Source organism: Acinetobacter sp. GD03645 (assembly GCF_029845285.1).
Taxonomy (GTDB): domain Bacteria; phylum Pseudomonadota; class Gammaproteobacteria; order Pseudomonadales; family Moraxellaceae; genus Acinetobacter; species Acinetobacter corruptisaponis.
The window spans coordinates 1-21,104 of the sequence record NZ_JAOCLL010000030.1 but is presented as its reverse complement, the minus strand read 5'-3'; the positions used below and the strand labels follow the sequence as shown (position 1 = coordinate 21,104).

General features: G+C 42.5%; 17 protein-coding genes and 1 pseudogene. 9 read left to right on the top strand and 9 right to left on the bottom strand.

Features of this window, described 5'->3' with window-relative positions; translation table 11 throughout:
- Nucleotides 1–6: 6 nt before the first annotated feature.
- The 3 genes from N5J47_RS17170 to N5J47_RS17160 all read right to left on the bottom strand — a co-directional run bounded on the left by N5J47_RS17170 (nucleotide 7) and on the right by N5J47_RS17160 (nucleotide 2,201).
- Complete coding sequence (locus N5J47_RS17170) at nucleotides 7–624, bottom strand: hypothetical protein (protein ID WP_279961195.1); 618 nt, start codon at nucleotides 622–624, stop codon at nucleotides 7–9.
- A 126-nt stretch (nucleotides 625–750) separates the two neighbouring features.
- Nucleotides 751–1,560 carry a HEAT repeat domain-containing protein gene (locus tag N5J47_RS17165; RefSeq protein WP_279961196.1) on the bottom strand — a complete coding sequence of 270 codons (810 nt, stop codon included), beginning with the start codon at nucleotides 1,558–1,560 and terminating at the stop codon, nucleotides 751–753.
- Nucleotides 1,561–1,601: 41 nt separating this feature from the next.
- Entirely contained in the window at nucleotides 1,602–2,201 is a 600-nt protein-coding gene (locus N5J47_RS17160; RefSeq protein WP_267982014.1) for a TetR/AcrR family transcriptional regulator, read from the bottom strand.
- A gap of 195 nt (nucleotides 2,202–2,396) precedes the next feature.
- On the opposite strand from N5J47_RS17160, the gene N5J47_RS17155 reads away from it, so the two are divergent.
- From N5J47_RS17155 to N5J47_RS17125, 7 genes are all read left to right on the top strand, one after another.
- Complete coding sequence (locus N5J47_RS17155) at nucleotides 2,397–4,202, top strand: DUF1446 domain-containing protein (RefSeq protein ID WP_279961197.1); 1,806 nt, start codon at nucleotides 2,397–2,399, stop codon at nucleotides 4,200–4,202.
- Between the two features lie 14 nt (nucleotides 4,203–4,216).
- Nucleotides 4,217–5,122: an SDR family oxidoreductase gene (locus N5J47_RS17150; protein WP_279961198.1), complete on the top strand. Its 906-nt coding sequence runs from the start codon at nucleotides 4,217–4,219 to the stop codon at nucleotides 5,120–5,122.
- A 3-nt stretch (nucleotides 5,123–5,125) separates the two neighbouring features.
- Nucleotides 5,126–6,739 (top strand): carboxyl transferase domain-containing protein, encoded by a 1,614-nt coding sequence (locus N5J47_RS17145; protein ID WP_279961199.1) that lies wholly within the window; start codon nucleotides 5,126–5,128, stop codon nucleotides 6,737–6,739.
- Nucleotides 6,740–6,782: 43 nt separating this feature from the next.
- Entirely contained in the window at nucleotides 6,783–7,943 is a 1,161-nt protein-coding gene (locus N5J47_RS17140; protein WP_279961200.1) for an acyl-CoA dehydrogenase family protein, read from the top strand.
- 415 nt (nucleotides 7,944–8,358) lie between these two features.
- On the top strand, nucleotides 8,359–11,199 hold the full coding sequence (locus N5J47_RS17135; RefSeq protein ID WP_279961201.1) for an HD domain-containing phosphohydrolase: 2,841 nt from the start codon (nucleotides 8,359–8,361) through the stop codon (nucleotides 11,197–11,199).
- Nucleotides 11,200–11,433: 234 nt separating this feature from the next.
- Nucleotides 11,434–12,264, top strand: a complete 831-nt coding sequence (locus tag N5J47_RS17130; protein ID WP_279961202.1) for an enoyl-CoA hydratase-related protein — start codon at nucleotides 11,434–11,436, stop codon at nucleotides 12,262–12,264.
- A 73-nt stretch (nucleotides 12,265–12,337) separates the two neighbouring features.
- Nucleotides 12,338–14,284: an acetyl/propionyl/methylcrotonyl-CoA carboxylase subunit alpha gene (locus N5J47_RS17125; protein ID WP_279961203.1), complete on the top strand. Its 1,947-nt coding sequence runs from the start codon at nucleotides 12,338–12,340 to the stop codon at nucleotides 14,282–14,284.
- A 30-nt stretch (nucleotides 14,285–14,314) separates the two neighbouring features.
- On the opposite strand, the gene N5J47_RS17120 is transcribed toward N5J47_RS17125, so the two are convergent.
- The 3 genes from N5J47_RS17120 to N5J47_RS17110 form a co-directional block, all read right to left on the bottom strand.
- Nucleotides 14,315–14,782: a hypothetical protein gene (locus N5J47_RS17120; RefSeq protein WP_279961204.1), complete on the bottom strand. Its 468-nt coding sequence runs from the start codon at nucleotides 14,780–14,782 to the stop codon at nucleotides 14,315–14,317.
- Between the two features lie 150 nt (nucleotides 14,783–14,932).
- Nucleotides 14,933–15,862, bottom strand: coding sequence for a lipase secretion chaperone (locus N5J47_RS17115; RefSeq protein ID WP_279961205.1), 930 nt, complete (start codon nucleotides 15,860–15,862; stop codon nucleotides 14,933–14,935).
- Between the two features lie 20 nt (nucleotides 15,863–15,882).
- On the bottom strand, nucleotides 15,883–17,223 hold the full coding sequence (locus tag N5J47_RS17110; protein ID WP_279961206.1) for a sphingomyelin phosphodiesterase: 1,341 nt from the start codon (nucleotides 17,221–17,223) through the stop codon (nucleotides 15,883–15,885).
- 333 nt (nucleotides 17,224–17,556) lie between these two features.
- Here N5J47_RS17110 and N5J47_RS17105 point away from each other — a divergent pair.
- Together N5J47_RS17105 and N5J47_RS17100 are read left to right on the top strand one after the other, a co-directional pair.
- Nucleotides 17,557–17,808: pseudogene (locus N5J47_RS17105) on the top strand (IS1595 family transposase); the annotation flags it as partial.
- Nucleotides 17,809–18,356: 548 nt separating this feature from the next.
- A complete protein-coding gene (locus tag N5J47_RS17100) occupies nucleotides 18,357–18,914 on the top strand; it encodes a TetR/AcrR family transcriptional regulator (RefSeq protein ID WP_279961207.1) in 558 nt (185 codons plus the stop codon).
- Between the two features lie 88 nt (nucleotides 18,915–19,002).
- Here N5J47_RS17100 and N5J47_RS17095 read toward each other — a convergent pair whose 3' ends face one another.
- The 3 genes from N5J47_RS17095 to N5J47_RS17085 are packed head-to-tail and all read right to left on the bottom strand — an operon-like array spanning nucleotide 19,003 to nucleotide 20,964.
- Nucleotides 19,003–19,422, bottom strand: coding sequence for a roadblock/LC7 domain-containing protein (locus tag N5J47_RS17095; protein WP_249571255.1), 420 nt, complete (start codon nucleotides 19,420–19,422; stop codon nucleotides 19,003–19,005).
- A gap of 22 nt (nucleotides 19,423–19,444) precedes the next feature.
- Nucleotides 19,445–19,987 carry an ATP/GTP-binding protein gene (locus N5J47_RS17090; protein ID WP_004800075.1) on the bottom strand — a complete coding sequence of 181 codons (543 nt, stop codon included), beginning with the start codon at nucleotides 19,985–19,987 and terminating at the stop codon, nucleotides 19,445–19,447.
- Between the two features lie 8 nt (nucleotides 19,988–19,995).
- A complete protein-coding gene (locus tag N5J47_RS17085) occupies nucleotides 19,996–20,964 on the bottom strand; it encodes a hypothetical protein (RefSeq protein WP_279961208.1) in 969 nt (322 codons plus the stop codon).
- Nucleotides 20,965–21,104 lie beyond the last annotated feature (140 nt).

Here is a 21,104-nt window from a genome sequence, read left to right as displayed (position 1 = left end):
TTTCTTTTAAGCAATCTTCGTTTTTAATTCTTGTAATTTCACTGCACTAGGCGGCACAGCCATTCCATTATCCATCCAAAGCTCAAAACGCATTGGATTGAAAAAGAAGTCTGGACTAATATCAAAATTAATAAACTTTGCTTCACCTTTACCCATCATCGGTAGAATGGTATTGATAAACCAACTATTATGCGTGATCAGTAAGGACTTTAATTGTCCTGTGACTGATAAAGGTGAAAGTAAAGTCGCAGAGATTTTGGGATCATCAATCACATCGGAATGGAATTTTTCAAGACGTTTCGCCAGCCCATCAGTCGGAATATCCTGCATGGCTGCAACAAAATCGCCTAAGGTTGGAATAAAACGATGATGAAAATCCACCAGTAAATGATCTTTTTCGCACAGGTCTTTGACTTCGATACTTTTGCCAGCACTATTTTCAAAATGGTGTCCAAAGATTGGAATAATCACTTCCTGAACACCCCAAAAGGTATGCAGGATACGATGGCGGTTGTCGGTACAGAGCATTTTGGTGCTGTCGATCAGGGCGTGAATATCAATATAGTCTTCAAGCTCGCCCCCACGACGTTTTACCGAAATATTGGCATGTTGTAATGGATTCATTCTGCTATTTCTTGTAATCTTTTGATGTTTCAGCAGAATAGCAGTTTTTATTTTGAACAAGAATAGAGAAAAATGACTAGACGTTAAGTTATGTCGTTTGATGAATAGATATATTTTTCTTTGGGATTAAAGTAAACACTTTTCACAACAACTTAATATGGCTTCATCCAGTTCAGATAAGAAGTATTCATCAGATGTAATATCAATATTTTTTCGCAAAGTTTGTAACGGTAAGCAGAGTCTAAAATCTGCTAATTGCTTTGATGCCTGTATTGCCCATGAACCATTGAAGTCACCCTCAAGTTCTTGGATTAATAAATTGACAATACGGAAATCTTTTCTATTTGCTAAACCTATAAATGCTTCACCTCTGATTTCAGGGATTTTATCGGTCAGTCTTTGATATAGAGCTTCTCTAATTTCAGGTAAATCTTTTTCACATTGACTACCAAGCCCAAAAGTCGCCCAATTACGAACATCTTCATGCTTATCATGTGTTAAAAAGATGAGTCCTTTTATCGCATCAATATTTTCTAGGCATGATAAACCGAAAGCGACGCCATGCCTGACTCTTGGATTAGGATGCTTTAATAAATTGATGAGTGAGGGTACTGCTTTAATATCATGCCTATGACCTAATGAAAATGCTGCTGAAGCAATAACATCTTCATTAGTATCATTCAAAAGATGAATAAGAATTTCGACTGATTGATAATGAAAACGATGTGTTGAGAAACCTAACTGTCCAAGTATATCTGCCGCAATTTCACGATATATTGGGTCATCAGATAAGGTTAAGTTTTTGGCTATCTCAAACTCTTGTTTTGAACCACGTCGATGTAGTTCTGCAATGATATTCCAGTATATCTCTGGGGTATTTTCTTCGTATGCAAGCAGAGTGAGATTACTTGTCGCTTCAAGCGTAAAATTATTCATTTTATACCCGTATTCTTTCAGAATATATTGTTATCAAGTCACTATTTTAAAGCCATTTCCCAGACCATTTCAGTCAGTTCATCCACCTTTACTTTTCCCTCAGGTCGATACCATGTGACCGACCAGGAAATAGAACCACCAACCAAACGTCGCCAGATAAAGGCATCATGTTTAACCTTGCCTTGGGCACGTAATTTCTCAATGACATCCAGCCAAATCTGCTCATATTCATTACGCATTTTAAGCAAATATTCCTGTTTCTCTTTAGAGAGGGCAAACCATTCATGTACCAGTACAGCCATTGCTGCCCCTGTATCGCCCGTAATTGAAATCAGTTCGGCCTTGATCAAGTCGCGTAATTGTTGTTCAGGATCATTGGAGCGTTCAGCCGCCTCTTTTAAACGGGCAAAGTTATAGATAATGGTTTGCTCCATTACCGTGGCGAGAATGTCATCCTTACTTTTAAAATGATGGAACAGGCTACCTGACTGAATACCAATAAACTCACCGAGTTGGCGAACCGTGGTCTTGTCATAACCCTGTTTGTAAAACAGATAGGCGGCACCAAGCAGCAAGCGTCCACGTGGACTATCGTCAAAACATACAATTTTAGGTATTTGCTCAATTGAAGTAGCGATCATGCCAATCTATCTATCCCGTTTACTCTAGTGCGTATTGTAACAAAATTCATTTCGTAAATTGTCTTATCTTTTTATAACAAGCATTTGCCTGAGTTTGTTTATTTTTGCCAATACAGCATATCATTATGCACTTTACAAACCAAGCACTTGCTTGGTAATGTTAAGGCGTTTTTAGCAATAACAATGAGAAAGCTCATGACAAGCGTCAAACAGGATGACCAGAGGGTAGTCAAAATCGGGTGTGCATCAGGATTCTGGGGCGATACCAACACAGCCGCATTTCAGTTGGTCCATCTGAGTGATATTGATTATCTGGTTTTTGATTATCTGTCTGAAATTACCATGTCGATCATGGCCAAGGCAATGATGACCGATCCAAGTCATGGCTATGCACTGGATTTCGTCAGTCGTGTCATGTCGCCATTGATTAAAAAAATTGCAGAGAAAAAAATAAAAGTCATTAGCAATGCTGGGGGTGTTAATCCTTTAGCCTGTCGTGATGCCTTACAAAAAATCATTGATGAAAAGGGATTGGATTTAAAAGTTGCAGTGGTACTTGGTGATGATGTACTACCTAAACATGCTGAATTACTTAAACAAAATGTTCAGGAAATGTTTAATGGCGAAGCCTTGCCTGCGCATGTTGCCAGTAGCAATGCCTATCTAGGAGCCGTTGCGATTCGTGATGCCTTGGACTTGGGCGCGGATATTGTGATTACGGGGCGTGTGGTCGATTCGGCGGTGGTACTTGCACCCTTATTACATGAATACAAATGGTCACTCGATGATTATGACAAGCTGGCACAGGGTTCATTGGCAGGGCATGTGATTGAATGTGGTGCGCAATGTACAGGTGGTAATTTTACCGATTGGCGCTTGGTGCAGGGCTTTGACAATATGGGCTTTCCAATTGTTGAAGTAAATGCTGATGCTTCCTTTATCGTGACCAAACCACAAGGTACAGGCGGATTGGTTTCGATTGCGACTGTGGCAGAACAGATTGTTTATGAAATTGGTAATCCACAAGCCTATCTCTTGCCTGACGTGACTGCTGATTTTAGTCAAGTCTATTTAGAACAGGTGGGTGAAGATCGGGTTAAGGTGACGGGAGCTACAGGTCGTGCACCAACAGGGCAATATAAAGTCAGTGCCACTTATGCTGATGGTTATCGTGTTCTCGTCAGTTTCTTGATTGCAGGACGTGAAGCGCCTGAAAAAGCCCAAACCATTGCTGATGCGATTATAAATAAATGCGAACGCGTCTTGGCTTTGCGTTCAGTTCCGCCATTTAGTGAAAAATCGGTGGAAATATTAGGGGTTGAAAGTACCTACGGTTCACATTCACGAATCAAGGATAGCCGTGAAGTGGTGGTCAAGATTGCCGTCAAACATATGTTTAAAGAAGCCTGTATGTTCTTTGCCTCTGAAATTGCACAGGCATCTACAGGTATGGCACCTGCTTTGGCAGGCATTGTCGGTGGTCGTCCTAAAGCTTCGGCAGTGGTGAAATTGTTCTCTTTCCTGATTGATAAAGATCAAATCAATGTTGAGGTGGACTTTGCTGGACAACGTCATCCAGTGCAGATTCCAGTAGGTTTAGTTCCACAAGAGATTGCCATGCATCCAGTGGGTGAAGTGGCAAGCTATCAAGGTGATGAAATTGAAGTGCCTTTGGTTGAGGTCGCCCATGCACGTAGTGGCGATAAGGGCAATCACAGCAATATCGGGGTGATTGCACGTAAAGCAGAATATTTGCCGTGGATTCGTGCTGCGCTCACCGAAGCCAATGTTGCGGACTATATGCAGCATGTTTTAGATCCAGATAAATCAAAAGTCATTCGTTATGAATTACCTGCCATGAACGCCCTGAATTTTATGCTGGAAAACGCACTCGGCGGTGGGGGAATTGCCAGTTTGCGTATTGACCCACAAGGTAAGGCGTTTGCACAGCAGTTATTGGATATGCCAGTCAAAGTACCAGCACAATTGTTAGAAAAATAAGTAAGGATGTAAAAATGGGTTATCAATCAATTTTCAGGGCAGATGCTTTTGCCGACAAAGTGATTATCGTCACGGGTGGCGGCTCGGGTATTGGACGTTGTACTGCACATGAATTGGCATCCTTAGGTGCGCAGGTCATCATCACAGGGCGTAAAATTGAAAAGCTGGAAAAAACCGCTGCGGAAATTAACGAAGATGGTGGCAAAGTCCATTTCATCGTCTGTGATAACCGTGATGAAGAACAAGTCAAAAACATGATTGCCGAAGTGGTTGAAAAATTCGGCAAGCTGGATGGTTTGGTCAATAATGCGGGTGGGCAATTCCCATCTAATCTGGAAAGTATCTCTGCCAATGGTTTTGATGCGGTGGTACGTAATAACCTGCATTCAACTTTTTACCTGATGCGAGAAGCTTATAACCAGTGGATGGCAAAACATGGCGGTAGCATTGTCAATATGGCCGCCGATATGTGGGGCGGTATGCCAGGTATGGGGCATTCAGGGGCAGCACGTTCAGGCGTGGACAATCTGACCAAAACAGCTTCGGTAGAATGGGGGCGTTCAGGTGTTCGGGTCAACTGCGTTGCACCAGGCTGGATTATTTCTTCTGGTATGGATAACTACAGTGGCGATTTTGCCAAAATCATTATTCCAAGTTTGGCTGGCAATGTCCCTTTAAAACGTATGGGAACTGAGTCTGAGATTTCTTCAGCGATTTGCTATTTACTTTCTGATGCCGCTGCTTTTGTGTCAGGTGTGACGTTAAGAGTTGATGGCGCTGCTTCACAAGGCACACGAATGTATCCATTGGCAGATGCAACCAATAGCCAGTCTTTTAATGGTTTCCACCGTGCTTTTATTCCTGATGTACTCAAAGATCAGATTGGAAAAGCAGAGCAACAAGATGAAAAGAAGGATTAAACCATGACAATTCTTCAGTCTGAAATTGCAGTGGGTAGTGAACAATACCAACAAAATCGGGATGCTTTACTCAATCAAATTGCAGAAGTCCGTGCCGTACAGCAAAAAGGCATTGATAAGTCTTATGCAGCAAAGCCCAAGTTTGATAAGAAAGGCAAAATTCTGCCGCATGAGCGGGTGCGTTTACTTCTTGATGCGGATTCGCCTTTTGTCGAGCTATGTGGCCTAGTTGGCTACAACATGCATGATGATAAGGATGGTTCGGAGGCAGGTGGTGGTATTATCGCGGGGATCGGTTTTGTCAGTGGCGTTCGTGCCTTAGTCACTGCCAGTAATAGTGCGATCAAGGGCGGCACCATGTCACCGATGGGTGTACAGAAAACCTTACGTTTGCAAAAGATTGCGCTTGAACAAAAATTACCGATTGTGACATTGACCGAGAGTGGCGGGGCGAACCTGAACTATGCGGCAGAAGTGTTTACCTATGGTGGTATGACCTTTGCCAATCAGGCGCGCATGTCTGCGGCAGGGATTCCACAGATTTCGGTGGTGCACGGTAATGCCACTGCGGGTGGTGCTTATCAACCTGGTTTATCTGACTATGTGGTTGCCGTTCGTAAGCAAACCGAAATGCTGTTGGCTGGTCCACCATTATTGTTGGCCGCAACAGGTGAAGTGGCAACCGCAGAGGAGCTCGGTGGTGCAGAAATGCATACCCAAGTGTCAGGCGTGGCGGAATATCTGGCTGAAAATGATGCCGATGGCATTCGTATTGCCCGTGAAATTTTTGAGCATCTGAACTGGAAAGAACAAACCACCAGTCTCAATCAGGACTATAAGGAACCACGTTATTCAGCAGAAGAGTTGTTAGGTATTATTCCACAGGATCCAAAGCAACCTTTTGATATGAAAGAGGTGGTGGCACGGATTATTGATGATTCTGATTTTCTGGAGTTTAAGCAGGAATATGATGCTTTAACCGTTTGCGGTTGGGCAAAAATGGGCGGGGTACATATTGGCATTATTACCAATAATGGCCCAATCACGCCACAGGGAGCGGTAAAGGCTGCGCAATTTATCCATCTTTGTGAACAAACTCAACGCCCACTTTTATTCTTACATAACACCACTGGCTTTATGGTCGGAACGGATGCCGAACAGAATGGCATTATCAAGCATGGTTCCAAGCTGATTCAGGCGGTTGCCAATGCAACTGTACCGAAAATCTCGATTGTGGTGGCAGGTTCCTATGGCGCGGGTAACTATGCCATGTGCGGACGTAGTCTTTCACCTAGCTTTATCTTTGCTTGGCCAAACTCGCATGTGGCGGTGATGGGTTCTGCTCAGGCAGGGAAAGTGCTGCGTATCGTGGCTGAGGGTAAACAGAAAGCTTCAGGCATGGAGCCGAATCCGCAGATGCTGGATTTTCTGGAACAAAGTACCTCAATGAAACTGGAACAGCAATCCACTGCTTTGTTCAATACTGCAATGTTGCATGACGATGGCATTATCGACCCACGAGATACTCGCAAGGTATTGATCTTCTTGTTACAGACCATTTATGAAGCACAGGAACGCGAACTAAATCCAACTCGTTTTGGTGTATCACGTTTCTAATTCAACACAAAATTTAGGCAATAAAAATATTTAGGACAAAACCATGAAATTTACCGCAGAGCATGACGCTTTACGCCGTACCGCACGTCAGTTTGTAGAAAATGAACTCAACCCATTTATTCCAGAATGGGAAGAGGCAGGACGTTTCCCAATCCATGATGTATTTAAAAAAATGGCAGACTTGGGCTTACTGGGTATTTGTAAGCCTGAAGAAAATGGTGGCTTAGGTCTGGATTATTCTTATAATTTGGTGGTTGCTGAAGAATTAGGTCGTGCGGCCTGTGGTGGTGTGCCATTGGCGATTGGTGTACAAACTGATATGGCAACACCAGCTCTTGCCCGTTTTGGTAGCAAGGAACTGAGAGAAGAATTTTTGAATCCAGCCATTCGTGGTGAATATGTGGCTTCAATTGCTGTATCAGAGGTTCATGCGGGTTCAGATGTCGCCGCAGTTAAAACCATAGCAAAAAAAGATGGCGATGATTACGTCATTAATGGCAGCAAGATGTGGATTACCAATTCACTGCAAGCAGATTTCTTCTGCCTGCTTGCCAATACCTCTGATGATAAACCGCATGTCAATAAATCCATGATTATTGTCCCAGCCAAAACGGCAGGGATTAGTTTTTCAGAACCGTTGAATAAATTGGGGATGCGTTCAACCACAACCGCCCAAGTCTATTTTGATAATGTCCGCGTGCCGCAACGCAATCTAGTTGGCGCAGAAGGGATGGGCTTTATGATGCAGATGATGCAGTTTCAGGAAGAACGCATGTGGGCATGTGCCAATGCAGTCGGTGGTCTGGAAAATGTGATTCAACAAACCATTGATTACACCAAGGATCGTACCACTTTTGGACAGCCACTCATTAATAACCAATATGTACATTTCCGTTTTGCTGAGTTGATGACCGAAGTGGAAGCGCTTAAGGCACTGACCTATCAAGCCTGTGAACAGCATATCGCAGGGGAGAATGTCACCATGATGGCTTCTATGGCAAAACTCAAGGCAGGGCGTTTAACCCGTGAGGTGGCGGATAGCTGCCTGCAATATTGGGGCGGTAATGGCTTTATGTGGGATAACCCAGCTTCTCAGCTCTACCGTGATGGTCGTCTTGGCTCGATTGGTGGTGGTGCGGATGAGATCATGTTGGGAATTATCTGTAAGTTGATGGATATTCTGCCGAAGAAGCAGAAAGGGTGATCTAGGGTTAAGTTATATTTTACCTATGTCTAAATCTTCCCTGAGATGCGGCTTAAGCATCGTGGTAGGGAGGATTTAGAAAGGTAAAATTAAAAATGCTGAAAGATTGGTATATCTTAAGGGGCTAAAGTTGGGCTTTGCATTATCTCGATAATAAAACAAAATATTTTACTTATAACAATAGTTTTAAAATCTTTATAAAAACATCAATATTTATTTGATATCAATTATTTAATTTTTTAAATTCATCGCAATTTTTTCTCTCTGGATTGTCATGTCCAGGGTATTGACTTATGATGTTTGTGATGACCTGCCAAAATAGAATGTTATACAAATACCCAGAATATTTAAAAAAATATTGGCCTTTTGTCGTGTTGCAAGATGCAACACATGGAACAAAAATATGCAAAGGATAATGCAGCGGCTCCAACATAAATGGCGTATTCGCATGGTGATGACCATGATGATGATCATTGCCATCACATTGACATCCGTCACTTTTACAACAGTTAACTGGTTTGAGGCAAAGACTTTGCTTCTGGATGCCGCAACTAGCAAGGCGGAAATGACCAGTCAAATCACGGAACAAAAAGTACAACAAATTATTGATCCTGCTGAAGCACTGCTGCGCGTTCTGGCCTTTGATCCTGTGGTTGAAGCCAGCACATTGCCCCAGCGGTTGCGACGCCTAGAGGCCTTTACTACCAATTTGTATGCCAATCCATTATTAACGTCTGTGTATATTGGCTATGATAATGGTGACTATTTTCTGGTGAGTCCATTAACCAAGGCGACATTACGTCAGAGCTATCGCGCACCAGAACAGGCAAAATACGTGGTTCGTGCATTGTTGGGGCAGGCAGGAGAAAAGCGTACACACCAACTTTTATTCTATGATCAGCATCTCAACCTGATTGAGCAACGTACAGATCCAGACTATGTGTATGATCCTCGGCAACGTCCCTGGTATAACAATGCGCTTGCCACCACAGATGTTGCCATTTCAAAACCCTATATTTATGCAGATACACCTTTAATGGGTGTAACACTTTCCATGCGCAGTAGTAATTCCCATGCGATTGTTGCGATGGATTTACCCTTAAATGGAATTAAGGATGCACTGCAACAATTGAGTATTACCCCCCATAGTCAAATTGCATTGGTGGATAGTCAGGGCGAAGTGATTGGGGTCAATACGGGGTCGGCTATTGATCAAGTCACATCCACCACACCAGCCCCTGCACTGCAACATCTGGAAAACACAGCCTTATTGCAGTTGTGGCAGTTACCATCACAAACTCAGGTGATGACCTATCAGGCTGATGATCAACAATGGTTGGGGCGAAAGATTGAACTTGCCCAATATCGTGAACTGGGGCTACAGCTATTGGTTGCCATTCCAAGTCAAGAGCTACTCAAGGATTTGCCTGTTTATCGCCGCCAGATGATTGGGATTGCGATTGTTTTGGGGATGCTGCTTCTTGCTTTGGGGGCATGGCTTGGTCATCGTATTGGCCAGATTATTGAACAGCATATTCGTCGTGTTCGGCAGATGTCACATTTTGATTTTAGTCGTCCTAGCCCTGAGTTTAGTTTGTTGTATGAAGCCTATCAACTGACCGATGTTACGGATGATGTCAGCCGTACCATGGAAGCATTGTTAAAAATCAGTCAGGTGCTGCAAGCTGAACCACAGATCGACACCATGCTGAATAAAGTACTTCGGTTGTTTGTAGAGGCCGCTCGTTGTGATAGTGGGGCGGTGTATCTTTTTCAGTCAAAAGATAACAGTTGGCAAAAAAATGCTGCTTATGGACGACAAGATCAGGTAGATATCGTTGCGGCACAATTGGGTAACATTGAGAATCAGCAGCCTAACCGCCATGCCCTGTGTCAGGCCTTTGCCATACGTGGGCGTGATGGACACATTTTGGGTTATGTGATTTTAGAGCATAAAGGTGATCATGAACATACGTCACAAAACTTCCTGATTTTTAGTGAACGGTTAACTGGAATGTTGGCAATTCCAATTGAAACAAGGCAATTGATTGAATCACAGAAAGCGCTTCTGGAGGCTTTCATTCTGGTTCTTGCCGATGCAATTGATACTAAGAGTGCCCATACAGGAGGACATTGCCGTCGTGTGCCCAAACTGGCAATGATGATTGTGGATCACTTGTCGGCAGAAACACAAGGGCAATATGCTGATTTCCATTGCAATGCGGATGATCGTGAGGCTTTCCGTCTGGCAGCATGGCTACATGACTGCGGTAAAATTACCACGCCTGAACATATTATTGACAAAGCCACCAAATTGGAAACCTTGTACAACCGTATCCATGAAATCCGTACCCGTTTTGAAGTGCTATATCGGGATGCCGAAATAGTGTGTCTAAAGGCTCAACTGACAGGAACAGAACAGGCATGTGCAGAAGCCCAGCGTGATGCACAGTATGCGCAACTACAGGCTGATTTTGCCTTTATTGCCAAATGCAATATTGGAGGGGAGTTTTTAAGTGATGAGACGATTTTACGTTTAGAACAGATCGCACAGCGAACATGGTTACGTCATTTTGATAACCGTCTTGGGCTATCGCTACTGGAACAGTCACTTTATCATCATCCTGCGCCATCACTCCCCATACAGGAGCGACTATTGGCAGATAAACCTGAGCATATCGTTGCATGGGATGAAAATTATAAACCCCATGTAGAGCGGGATGATCCGTTAAACATGCATGGTTTTGACATGCAACTTCCACATTATCAAAGAAATACTGGGGAAATTTATAATCTCAGTATTCGCCGTGGCACACTGACCAGCGAAGATCGTTTTGCGATTAACAATCATATCGTCCAGACCCTGATTATGCTGACCAAATTACCTTGGCCCAAACATTTACAGCGTATTCCCGACCTTGCCACTAACCATCATGAACGTATGGACGGACAGGGTTATCCAAGACGCTTACAAGCGGCACAAATGTCTGTTGAGGAGCGTGTTCTGGCATTGGCCGATGTTTTTGAGGCTCTCACTGCCGCGGATCGTCCTTACAAATCTGCCAAAACCATTTCTGAGTCGCTGATGATCATGGCAAAAATGTGTCAGGAAAATCATCTTGACCGTACACTGTTTATCTATTTTGTCCAAAGTCGTTTATGGCTGGATTATGCCCAACAGTTTATTCCACCTCATCAAGTTGATGAGGTAGATATAGACGCTGTGGTGCGTACCGCCAAAGCTAATCACGCATGATAATGCTTATTTTACAAACCAAGCACTTGCTTGGTTTGTAAAGTGGAGATATATTGTGAAGCATGGCTGGGTTGATGTGAGGGGCTGAGGTCATGGTCATCTGGGCTATAACAATGTCATATGTTGGGCAAGGATCTTTGATCCTGGTAATGCTGCCCCTGTGATCATGTGGTTGCGTATGATGTTGATCCTGTATAGCTAACCTGTGATTAAGAATGAAAAATTAGGAATAAAATGAGTAATCTGGATACTTTACAAGTGGATGACAGCATCCAGCTTGAACGACAAGGCAGTATTTTAACACTTTGGCTGAATCGACCTGAAAGCCGAAATGCCATGAGTTTAAACATGGTCAATGCCATTCAGCAGGTCTTTGCTCATATTGCCGAAGATACCTCGATTCGTGCCGTGATCCTGCGTGGAAAAGGCGGGCATTTCTGTGCAGGTGGAGACATTAAGGATATGGCGGGCTTACGTGTTGAAGCTGCCAATGCTGGTAGCCTACAACCCTATGTTGATTTTAACCGCCGTTTCGGTGCCATGATTGAACAGGTTGATCAGGCACCGCAAACTGTTGTGGCGATTTTAGAGGGTGCGGTACTGGGTGGTGGTTTTGGCTTGGCCTGTGTTTCTGATGTAGCGATTAGTCGTGATAATGCCCAGTTTGGATTACCTGAAACAGGTTTGGGTGTGTTGCCAGCACAAATTGCTCCTTTTGTAGTGAAACGAATTGGACTGACCCAAGCGCGTCGTTTGGCACTGTTGGGCTTACGTTTTAATGGTGAGACCGCGTTAAAGCTCGGTGTAGTGCATGAAGTGGCTTCGGATGAGGCAGCGCTTGAACAAAAACTTGCTGAGACCGTTCAACAGATTAAACGTGCTGCGCCTTTGGCATCCCGTACCACCAAAGCCTTATTGCATCGGACTTTAAATGAGCCTTTAGACACTTTGCTTTATGATGCTGCACAGCAGTTTGCTCAAGCCGTTGGCGGGGCAGAGGGGCAGGAAGGCACGATGGCCTTTATTCAAAAACGTTTGCCAACTTGGGCAATGGATGAGCAGTGATCAGCAAAGCACTGCTTTGCAACTGCGCAAGAGTAATCAGCAAGGCGAAACGATGCTTTGAGAGAGAATAAAAATGGCTTTTACAAAAGTTTTAGTGGCAAACCGTGGTGAGATCGCCGTTCGGGTGATGCAAACAGCGAAAGCAATGGGCTATCAGACCGTTGCAGTATATTCAGATGCTGATGCTAATGCACGCCATGTTCAGGTTGCAGATGAAGCAGTGTATATCGGTGCGTCTAAAGTTTCAGAATCCTATCTATCCATTGCCAACATTATTGAAGCCTGTCAAAAGACAGGTGCCGATGCGGTTCATCCTGGCTATGGTTTTTTATCGGAAAATACTGATTTTTGCCAAGCCTGTATTGACCACAACATTAGCTTTATTGGGCCGACTGCACCTGCAATTGAATTGATGGGGAGCAAGCGTTTATCCAAGATTGCCATGATTCAGGCAGGTGTGCCGTGTGTTCCTGGCTATGAGGGCGATCAGCAAGACATTGAATACTTGGCTGAACAGGCAGAGAAGATTGGTTTCCCTTTAATGGTGAAAGCTTCGGCAGGTGGTGGTGGACGTGGTATGCGTTTGGTACACCAGTCGGCTGATTTGTTGGAAGCCTTAAAGACTGCACGTTCAGAAGCAGAAAATGCCTTTGGTTCAGGTGAACTGATTATCGAAAAAGCAGTGATTGCACCGCGCCATGTGGAGATACAGGTATTTGGTGATACATACGGTAATTATGTGTACCTGTTTGAACGCGATTGCTCGATTCAACGCCGTCACCAAAAAGTGGTGGAAGAAGCTCCTTGCCCAGTGATGACAGCAGAACTACGCCAGAAAATGGGTGAGGCTGCTGTTGCAGCAGCCAAAGCCTGTGATTATGTCGGCGCGGGAACAGTTGAGTTTTTACTGGATCAATCAGGTGAGTTTTATTTCCTTGAAATGAATACCCGTTTGCAGGTGGAGCATCCAGTCACAGAAATGATCACAGGGCTGGATTTGGTGGAATGGCAACTGCGTGTAGCCAATGGCGAAACACTGCCGCTACAGCAACATGAATTGACCCTAAACGGGCATGCAATTGAAGTGCGTTTATATGCCGAGGACCCACGTCAGGACTTCTTGCCACAGACAGGGAAAGTGTTGCGTTGGCAGCCTGCTGCATTGCCAAATGTGCGTATTGATCATGGCATGTTGGAACAGGGTGAAATTAGCCCATTCTATGATCCAATGGTTGCCAAGGTGATTGCCTATGGTAAAACCCGTCAGGATGCCATTCGCTTACTGGCAAGAGCAGTTGATGATTGTGTGTTGCTGGGTGTAAACAGCAATAAACAGTTTTTGGTGAATTTACTGCGTCATCCAATTATTGTGGCGGGTGATACCAATACCGCATTTATCCAGCAGCATTTTCAGGATGATGTCAGCCTACATCAGCAAAGTCTGAATATTGAAACATTGGCGGTTGCTGCGGCGTTATTTACCCAGCAGAACCAGTCAAAAGTATCTTGGCAAACTGGGGTTTCAATCCCGTTCCCACTCAAGCTGAAATATGCAGACCAGCAATTATTGCTGCATGTCCAAACCAATCACCAGCAAGTGAAAGTGGAACTATGCGACCAGCAAAGCACGGTGGATGTGGTTGAAATTAGTGATGATCAGGTTATTTACAATGTGGATGGTGTGCGCCGTAAACTAGATTATGTGCTTGATCAAAACCAGCTTTATTTAGATGCAGGCAATGGCAATGTTGTGATCGAAAATACCACTTATGCGGCTCCAGAGGCCGCTGAGGTGGTGGGCGATGGTAAAATCCGTGCGCCGATGGATGGAGCGATTGTCAATCTGTTGGTGAATGTAGGTGATACCGTAAGTAAAGGCCAAACCTTACTGGTCTTGGAAGCCATGAAGATTCAGCAGCAGATCAAGTCTGATGTGGATGGTGTAGTTGAGGAACTGATTGGTCAGGTGGGGCAGCAGGTGAAAAAACGACAGTTACTTTTAAATGTCACGATTGCATAAAGCGTATAAATTAAAAAGCTAGGTTAATACCTAGCTTTTTAATAACTTGAATACAGCTTCTAATGAGTTTGTTGAATTCCCTTTTAATTCCTGCGTTGCAAATTCAGCCAAAGCCTGTTCATGGGCGAGCAGATATTTTAGGAAATCCTGAGTATTTGCATCGGCGTGCTGATTCATCCGTTCGAACGTTGCCATAAAGGGTTTTGTTCCCTGTTTAAGTAGATGCATGGCAAGTTTCCAGGGAAGTTTTGCCATTGCAATACCCGATGCCTTGGCTTGCAGTTTAAGATGAAAACGAATGGAGGCAGTTTGCCCCTGTTGTTTCAGAAAATCCTGTAACCGTTGCAAAGTCTGCGTTTCCAGTTGTGCCAGAGTTTGCCACTTTTGCTGTTGTTCTACTGAATGGGCATGTTTGGCCGCATTTAGAAAAATAAGCTCGCCCAGTATTTCCGATTCCAGTGCCGTATTTAAGTCGTGTTGATATTGCGGGTAGTTCATTCCTTTGATTCCTATCAATCTTTTTGTATTTAGATCTAGGGATTGATCTTAACATTCATTTGGAAAGAATGACGAAAAACTATGCAGATTGATCAATATCATATTGGTTATTCAAGATTTGAACCATCTATATGTGGATGGCTCAATTATTTAAGAAAACATATCTAAACGCAGTTTTTCCAAACGTTGCTGGTACTGCTTTTGCCATTCAGTTTCCGAGATTTGAGATTTGAGAGGTTCCATTTCTTGCTGCAACTGTTTAACAGCCTGTTGATACTGAATAACTTGTTGCTGCTGTTGTACTTCACGTTGATCACGAAGTTGAATATCTTGTTGTTCTTGCTCAGTTAAATACTGCTGTTGTAGTTTTTGTTTCAAGCTCGCAATTTCAGTAGGATTACTTGAGCTATGATTAAGTAATTGAATTGCCTGTTCGTAAAGCCCAATGTTATTTTCTTGCTTTACTGCATCAGGATACTGACGTTGCAGTGACTCAAAAGCTTTTAGACGTTGTTCTGCGCTGAGATTTTGATTTTGAGACAGATCATTATAGGCGAAACGATAGTCTGCATAATTTCGCTCTTGTCCGAAACCGAGCATCGCCTCTGCTGTCCCTAAAGTCTGTTCTCTTAATTTCCATAGTGCATCGAAACGCTGTTTAGGCGATAAGGATGTGGATAATACTGTACTCTGCATTTGTTGTTCATATTGCGGCATGCGTTTTAATAGGTTTTCAACCAAATGCGCAAATGCTTGATCAGGGTAATTGGCTAATGCTTTTGCTAAAGCGGCATTACAATCCTGAACATGACAATTCGTATTAAAATCATTTAGGAATTGAGTAATATTGCCTGGCTGTTTTTGTAGCGATTGTAATTGCCTGGAAAGAGACTCTTGTAAAATTTTCTCCTTGTTCTTATTTTGCATTTTGGTATCGCTAAAGCCTGTAGATGGATCACTTGATTGGGTGGTTGTTTTGGTCTGCTGGATTGCAGCGGAAGAGCTGGTGCTCTTCCAAACTACAAAACCGACCAAGACCACCAAAACAACCATGATTGTCAACACTAGTCTTTTGTTCATATCTTAGTCTACTTATTAAGTTAGTAGTTAAATTGACCCATTACTGGAAAATGATCAGATAAATCCCAGGTCATAAAGAGTGGGTCAGCCGTAGAACGCAAAATACGAACATCATTACGGGATTGGAGAGGTTGGCGGTGTGTATTTGAAGAAACAATATAATCCAGATATTCAACAGTTGTTCCGCCCGAACCTGCTGCTCCAGCCAGTTTGTTTACACGAGGGTCAAAAGTTGACGCAGTGTAGCCTGTGCTAACGGGTGCGGTTGCATTTAAGTTTGTCAGCATATCCTGATAATCTTGCGGCCACAGGAATTTATTCACATTAAAATCACCACCCATCAGTACCGCATCAAAATTTGGAACATTCTGTTGATCCACTAACTGGCGAATTTGCTGAAATTGTACCTGACGTAAAGCACGCGCCTCAGTTGTGTCAAACGAAGCAGTATGGGTTGAAGTCACATGATAGGCTTTACCATTCTTGATAATCTCAGCATACAGTACCCCCTTGTCAGCAAAGCAGTCTGTTCCCGTGCAATCTGGATAAATTAACTGTGCTGTTTTCACAATTGGGTAACGGCTCACAATCACTAAGCCACTGTCAAATAAGTTGTAGCCAGACCCAACTGGAATATGGGTTTGATATGGATATTGCTGAGCGAGTTGATTCAACATGCCTGTGCGTGATGATGCAAATGCTTCCTGCATCATAATCACATCATAGCCTTTTACATGGTTTGGAAGTTCAGCCAACCGCTCACTAATCTTGCTTGCAACCATGGGTAGGGCATACACATTATAAGTGAGCACCTTTAATTCATCTGCGCTGCTTGATACAGGTTCTTGAACTGTGTTCTGGTGAATGGTGTAATGGAAATCATCATACCCACCTGTGTATTCTGCTTTTACAGCAGCCTGTGCTGACAACCCACCATAAGTTGTATTGAGGCGATACACATTACGGTCAGAATACCAGGGTGAAGTGGCTGTGGAGGTTTGAATACCGTGCTTGATATTGCTACCAGTCCATGTTCCAGTCATGGTTTGCTTCAAAATAACCTGTGAGTTGCCGCTAGTGACCACAGTATCAAAATTATAGGTCTGTCCAGATTTAATTCCAGAATAACGGTTTAGGCGTAATACACGTTTGGTTTCATAAGGTGCGATTTGCGTTGCTTCTTGAGCCCATTGGTTTCCCTGCTGCAAAATTTGGCTACCTGTATGGTTCACCTGTATTGATACAGTTTGTGGTGTGGTATTGGTTACAAATACATAGGAATCTGCCAGTGTATTTTGACTGGCAAAACCACTTAACAGTAACGCGACCCCTGCGCCTAGTTTTAAGCTATTCAGCTTCATTGCTCTCTCCATAGTGCTTAAAGATTCATGAACAAAAAATAACTACACTTTGTTGGTTGTGTTCATTAGCGAACATTTTATGGTGTATTTTTGTTCAAAAAATATAATAATGAAAAAATGTTGCTAAATCATTTAAAATTCTTACCATTCATCTGATGTTTAAAAAAACAATTGTTTATTTCTTTAGTCTAAAGCCGTAGTGTGAAAGCTGGGTAAGATATGAACATATTGATAGATAAGAATAGATGATTCTTTTTTCAAAAAAGAAAATTGAAAAATAACATATAAAAATTAAGGAGCTGTAGTGGATTAGAACAGTGATAATCTACTTTTATGAAGATAAACAGATGTAAATTAAGTAAAAAAACTCAAAGAAAACTGCTTGAGTTTTCTATAGCAGAAGTAACTGCTAGAACAGCAGCCGATTTACTCCGCACTCAACCTAATTCTGCTGCTTTGTTTTAGAGAAAAATACGTCAGTTCATTATGTATCATCTTGCCCAAGATGCCATAGATGTCCTTGAGGGACAAATTAAGCTGGATGAAAGTTATTTTGGTGGTGTGCGCAAGGGAAAACATGGGCGTGTGCTGATCCGCCACCCTATTTAAAAGTTAAGAAATTTAATAACTTGCCATTCCTCTACATTGACACTCATAAACTCACAGATTATTCTGTACATGCTGACCCACATGGTCAGTCGGTCTTGACGGGCCGTTTCAACTACATCAGGATTATTTCTTCTGAGGAATAGTTTTGTGTGTAAGCTTCTCGTCTCCTCCCGTAGCGGTAGGACGGGAGTGGGACACCTTCGGGTGTGCTGGAGTTGAACCAGTCCGTCAACCCTCTTTCGTTCTGCCACCATAATTTTGAATGCATTGGCAGAATTCCGAATTTTAGGAGTTGGCTATGTATTTTATTCTTATACCTCCAGATTAGTCTTTCGCACGGTTTGATCGCCTTTGGGTGTTCAGGCCTTAGGTCGTTGCGACTAAAAAAACAGATCGACAATAAAACTTGAGATGCGACAGGGCAGTCTTTCAGAGTCGCTGCATGCCTTTTTTTACTCGTTATAGGGTAAGGGCATTTTTATCTCATTTAAATACAACAAAAAAGATGAGTGGATGGTATCTATATGCCAAATTTAAAAATTTCTCCAAGAGCATTACAGGTGGTTCATACTTCAATCCAGCTATTTGATCGTTATGGATTTCACAAGGCAGGCATCGACTTTATTTTGCAGCAAACCAAAATTGCCAAAATGACGTTTTATAATAATTTTCAGTCTAAAGAACGATTTATTGAAATATGCATGGCTGTGCAAAAAGAGCGGCTTAAACAAGAGGTGCTTGCAATTATTTATTCATGCCAACACCTCACGGCAGCCGATAAACTCAGGGAAGTTTATCTTTTACATGCAGACCTCAATAGCCCTTACCATCTTTTGTTTAAAGCTATTTTTGAAATTGAACAGCTTTATCCTCATGCCTATCAGGTAGTAATTGAATATCGGGAATGGCTGGTTCAGGAAATTCTTGAGTTGTTGTCGGGTATGGAAATCAGCCTGTTAAAACCCGATGTTGATCTGTTCTTATTTATGATTGATGGGGCAATGGTTCGGCTTTTGTGTGGGTTTGAGGTGGATCATGATGCAATATGGGCCATATCTACCAATCTGTCACAATACAATTGAGTGTACCTTGAGTATTAGATCACTTTATATAAAAAGAATCCGAAAAGTTGTCGGCCTTTCGGATGGGTAAACTGGTTAAGGTTAAGAATTATGTTTGATCAGCGGCAACAATTGCTGCACTTGCCTGTTTTAAACTATAAAGCAATTGTCCGAGTAGAACATCCTTATTACTCAGCGTCACCATGACCATCGGATGATGTGGTGCAGGAATAGAGGTCAGGATTGCCTTGCCATTCTCCGCATCGAGGGTGATGCTCTGACATCCAGTCAACTGGATTTCATTCAGGAACGCACTGACCATTGCCAGAATGGAACTGCTGACAGCAGCAAGCTTGGTACTATTATAAGGATTCTTCTTATAAACGGAAGCCAGTTCAAATCCATCTGTTGAACAGAGCATGATGTAATCAATACCCCGAATGTTCATTAAAATATCATTGGCCTGGGCTTTCGCCATTTGAATGAGTTCTTTGGGCGCCGTACGTTGTTGACTCGGAATACTGAACATAATTCTTCTCTTTATAAAGTGATTAATTTGTTGCTTTTAAATTGACTTCTAGTGCTGCAATGAGTGATTCAATCATGAGCAACACATGCTCCTGTTTACGGGCATCAATAAAAAACAGGGGATATTGATACTCGTTCTGTATCAGCCACTCCCGATAAATAGAAGTGGTATGTTCCTTGTTTTCATCGACATGCGTAATACCAATGGAAATATTCTTGGTATAGTCCTTAAACGTGTCAAGATAGCCTTCAAGTTCTTCAAGGGGAACCTTGCTGTTATGGTCGACTAATAGAATAACACCTAAAGCACCCTGACAAATAACAGGCCAGATAAAGTCAAAGCGCGATTGCCCTGGTGTTCCATATAAACCAATCTTTACCCCATCATCTAATGTAATTTCACCATAATCAATACCAACTGTCGTTTGCATCTTATTATGGGCCTGGCTATCTGTATTGAGTGCTTCGGTGGCAAGGACTGGAATTTCAGAAAGGGACTTAATCGCTTCTGTTTTACCTGCACCCATGCTTCCTGCAAACACAATTTTATATTGTTGAAGAATCATATTGTTCCTTAAAGCCCAAAGCGGCGTCTGATTTTGCCGAAAAATTTATTCAGAAAACCTTGCTGTTCAGCTGGTTGTTCAGCAGTTTCAGTTTGTAAATAATGGCTTTCTGATGCAGTGATAATGCCGCCGTTGTTGGAAACAATACAGGCAGCAATAAACTGTTGAACCGTTTGAATGGGAAGTTTTAATTGTGTGGCGACTTGGGAAAGTTGTGCTCCTTGTATAAAGCAGGCTGAAAGATGCAGTGTAATTTTTCGATCGCTGCTTTGCGCTGGTTGAGGCCAGTATTCGATTTTATAGTATTCACTTTCGTTTGGCGCTAAACGCTGAAATTCAAGTGAATGCCAAAACAGGTTCCATAACCAGTCCTGTAAATTATATTCGACTTTACGGGACACCTTGGTGAAGTCTGAGGTGGTCGCAAACTCATAATTAAAACTGTGGTTGGTTTGAGTCTGGGTTCGTGTTGGCTCCAGCCAGGCAATCTGGCTACGTGTGTCAATAATTGCCAGAGTGCCGTGATCATCAAAAAGATGAAGTCGGGCATTCTCTGGATTCAGCATGTCTGTTAAAAACTTTTTATTGACCGCATCATGTCCTGAAACAGGCTCTATCTTGGTGTGTTGCGATTGTTGATTGGATAGATAACTTAAAAGACGAAGATGAATCCAGTTTTTCAAGGCATCGGTCTGTTGAAAGGGTAAGTAAAGTGTATTGTGTTCTTCTATGTTGCAAGTTCCTTGCCCTTTGGAAACCTTTAAGCAGGGAAGTTGTTTTTGTTCTAAAATACGTTGAATGCCTTCAGTATCAAAAAAATTTTCATTTATTAGTAGTAAGTCGATATTTGGATCGGCAATGTTAATCCAGTTAATGCCAAATTCATGAGGTATTGTTTTTCTAAGTTCTATTTTTAATTCATCTGAAACTTTTAAACTTATACCCGAAATCGCGATATTAATGCAATGTCCATTCATAGTATCACTTTAATAATTTATAAAATATTGGACTGCACAAAACTAGTCTTTATAATAGAGACTAATAATAGACCGCTTGTATTATCTTTATCTTCTTATTATAAATAAAGAAGATAAAGATATATACAAGAAGTCTAATT

Excerpts from the sequence above, each read along its gene's own strand:
- N5J47_RS17120 (WP_279961204.1), bottom strand. The coding sequence starts at position 14,782 with ATGAACTACCCGCAATATCAACACGACTTAAATACGGCACTGGAATCG.
- N5J47_RS17100 (WP_279961207.1), top strand. The coding sequence starts at position 18,357 with ATGCCAAATTTAAAAATTTCTCCAAGAGCATTACAGGTGGTTCATACT.
- N5J47_RS17135 (WP_279961201.1), top strand. The coding sequence starts at position 8,359 with ATGCAGCGGCTCCAACATAAATGGCGTATTCGCATGGTGATGACCATG.
- N5J47_RS17115 (WP_279961205.1), bottom strand. The coding sequence starts at position 15,862 with ATGAACAAAAGACTAGTGTTGACAATCATGGTTGTTTTGGTGGTCTTG.
- N5J47_RS17140 (WP_279961200.1), top strand. The coding sequence starts at position 6,783 with ATGAAATTTACCGCAGAGCATGACGCTTTACGCCGTACCGCACGTCAG.
- N5J47_RS17150 (WP_279961198.1), top strand. The coding sequence starts at position 4,217 with ATGGGTTATCAATCAATTTTCAGGGCAGATGCTTTTGCCGACAAAGTG.
- N5J47_RS17095 (WP_249571255.1), bottom strand. The coding sequence starts at position 19,422 with ATGTTCAGTATTCCGAGTCAACAACGTACGGCGCCCAAAGAACTCATT.
- N5J47_RS17160 (WP_267982014.1), bottom strand. The coding sequence starts at position 2,201 with ATGATCGCTACTTCAATTGAGCAAATACCTAAAATTGTATGTTTTGAC.
- N5J47_RS17085 (WP_279961208.1), bottom strand. The coding sequence starts at position 20,964 with ATGAATGGACATTGCATTAATATCGCGATTTCGGGTATAAGTTTAAAA.
- N5J47_RS17165 (WP_279961196.1), bottom strand. The coding sequence starts at position 1,560 with ATGAATAATTTTACGCTTGAAGCGACAAGTAATCTCACTCTGCTTGCA.
- N5J47_RS17110 (WP_279961206.1), bottom strand. The coding sequence starts at position 17,223 with ATGAAGCTGAATAGCTTAAAACTAGGCGCAGGGGTCGCGTTACTGTTA.
- N5J47_RS17125 (WP_279961203.1), top strand. The coding sequence starts at position 12,338 with ATGGCTTTTACAAAAGTTTTAGTGGCAAACCGTGGTGAGATCGCCGTT.
- N5J47_RS17170 (WP_279961195.1), bottom strand. The coding sequence starts at position 624 with ATGAATCCATTACAACATGCCAATATTTCGGTAAAACGTCGTGGGGGC.
- N5J47_RS17155 (WP_279961197.1), top strand. The coding sequence starts at position 2,397 with ATGACAAGCGTCAAACAGGATGACCAGAGGGTAGTCAAAATCGGGTGT.
- N5J47_RS17090 (WP_004800075.1), bottom strand. The coding sequence starts at position 19,987 with ATGATTCTTCAACAATATAAAATTGTGTTTGCAGGAAGCATGGGTGCA.
- N5J47_RS17130 (WP_279961202.1), top strand. The coding sequence starts at position 11,434 with ATGAGTAATCTGGATACTTTACAAGTGGATGACAGCATCCAGCTTGAA.
- N5J47_RS17145 (WP_279961199.1), top strand. The coding sequence starts at position 5,126 with ATGACAATTCTTCAGTCTGAAATTGCAGTGGGTAGTGAACAATACCAA.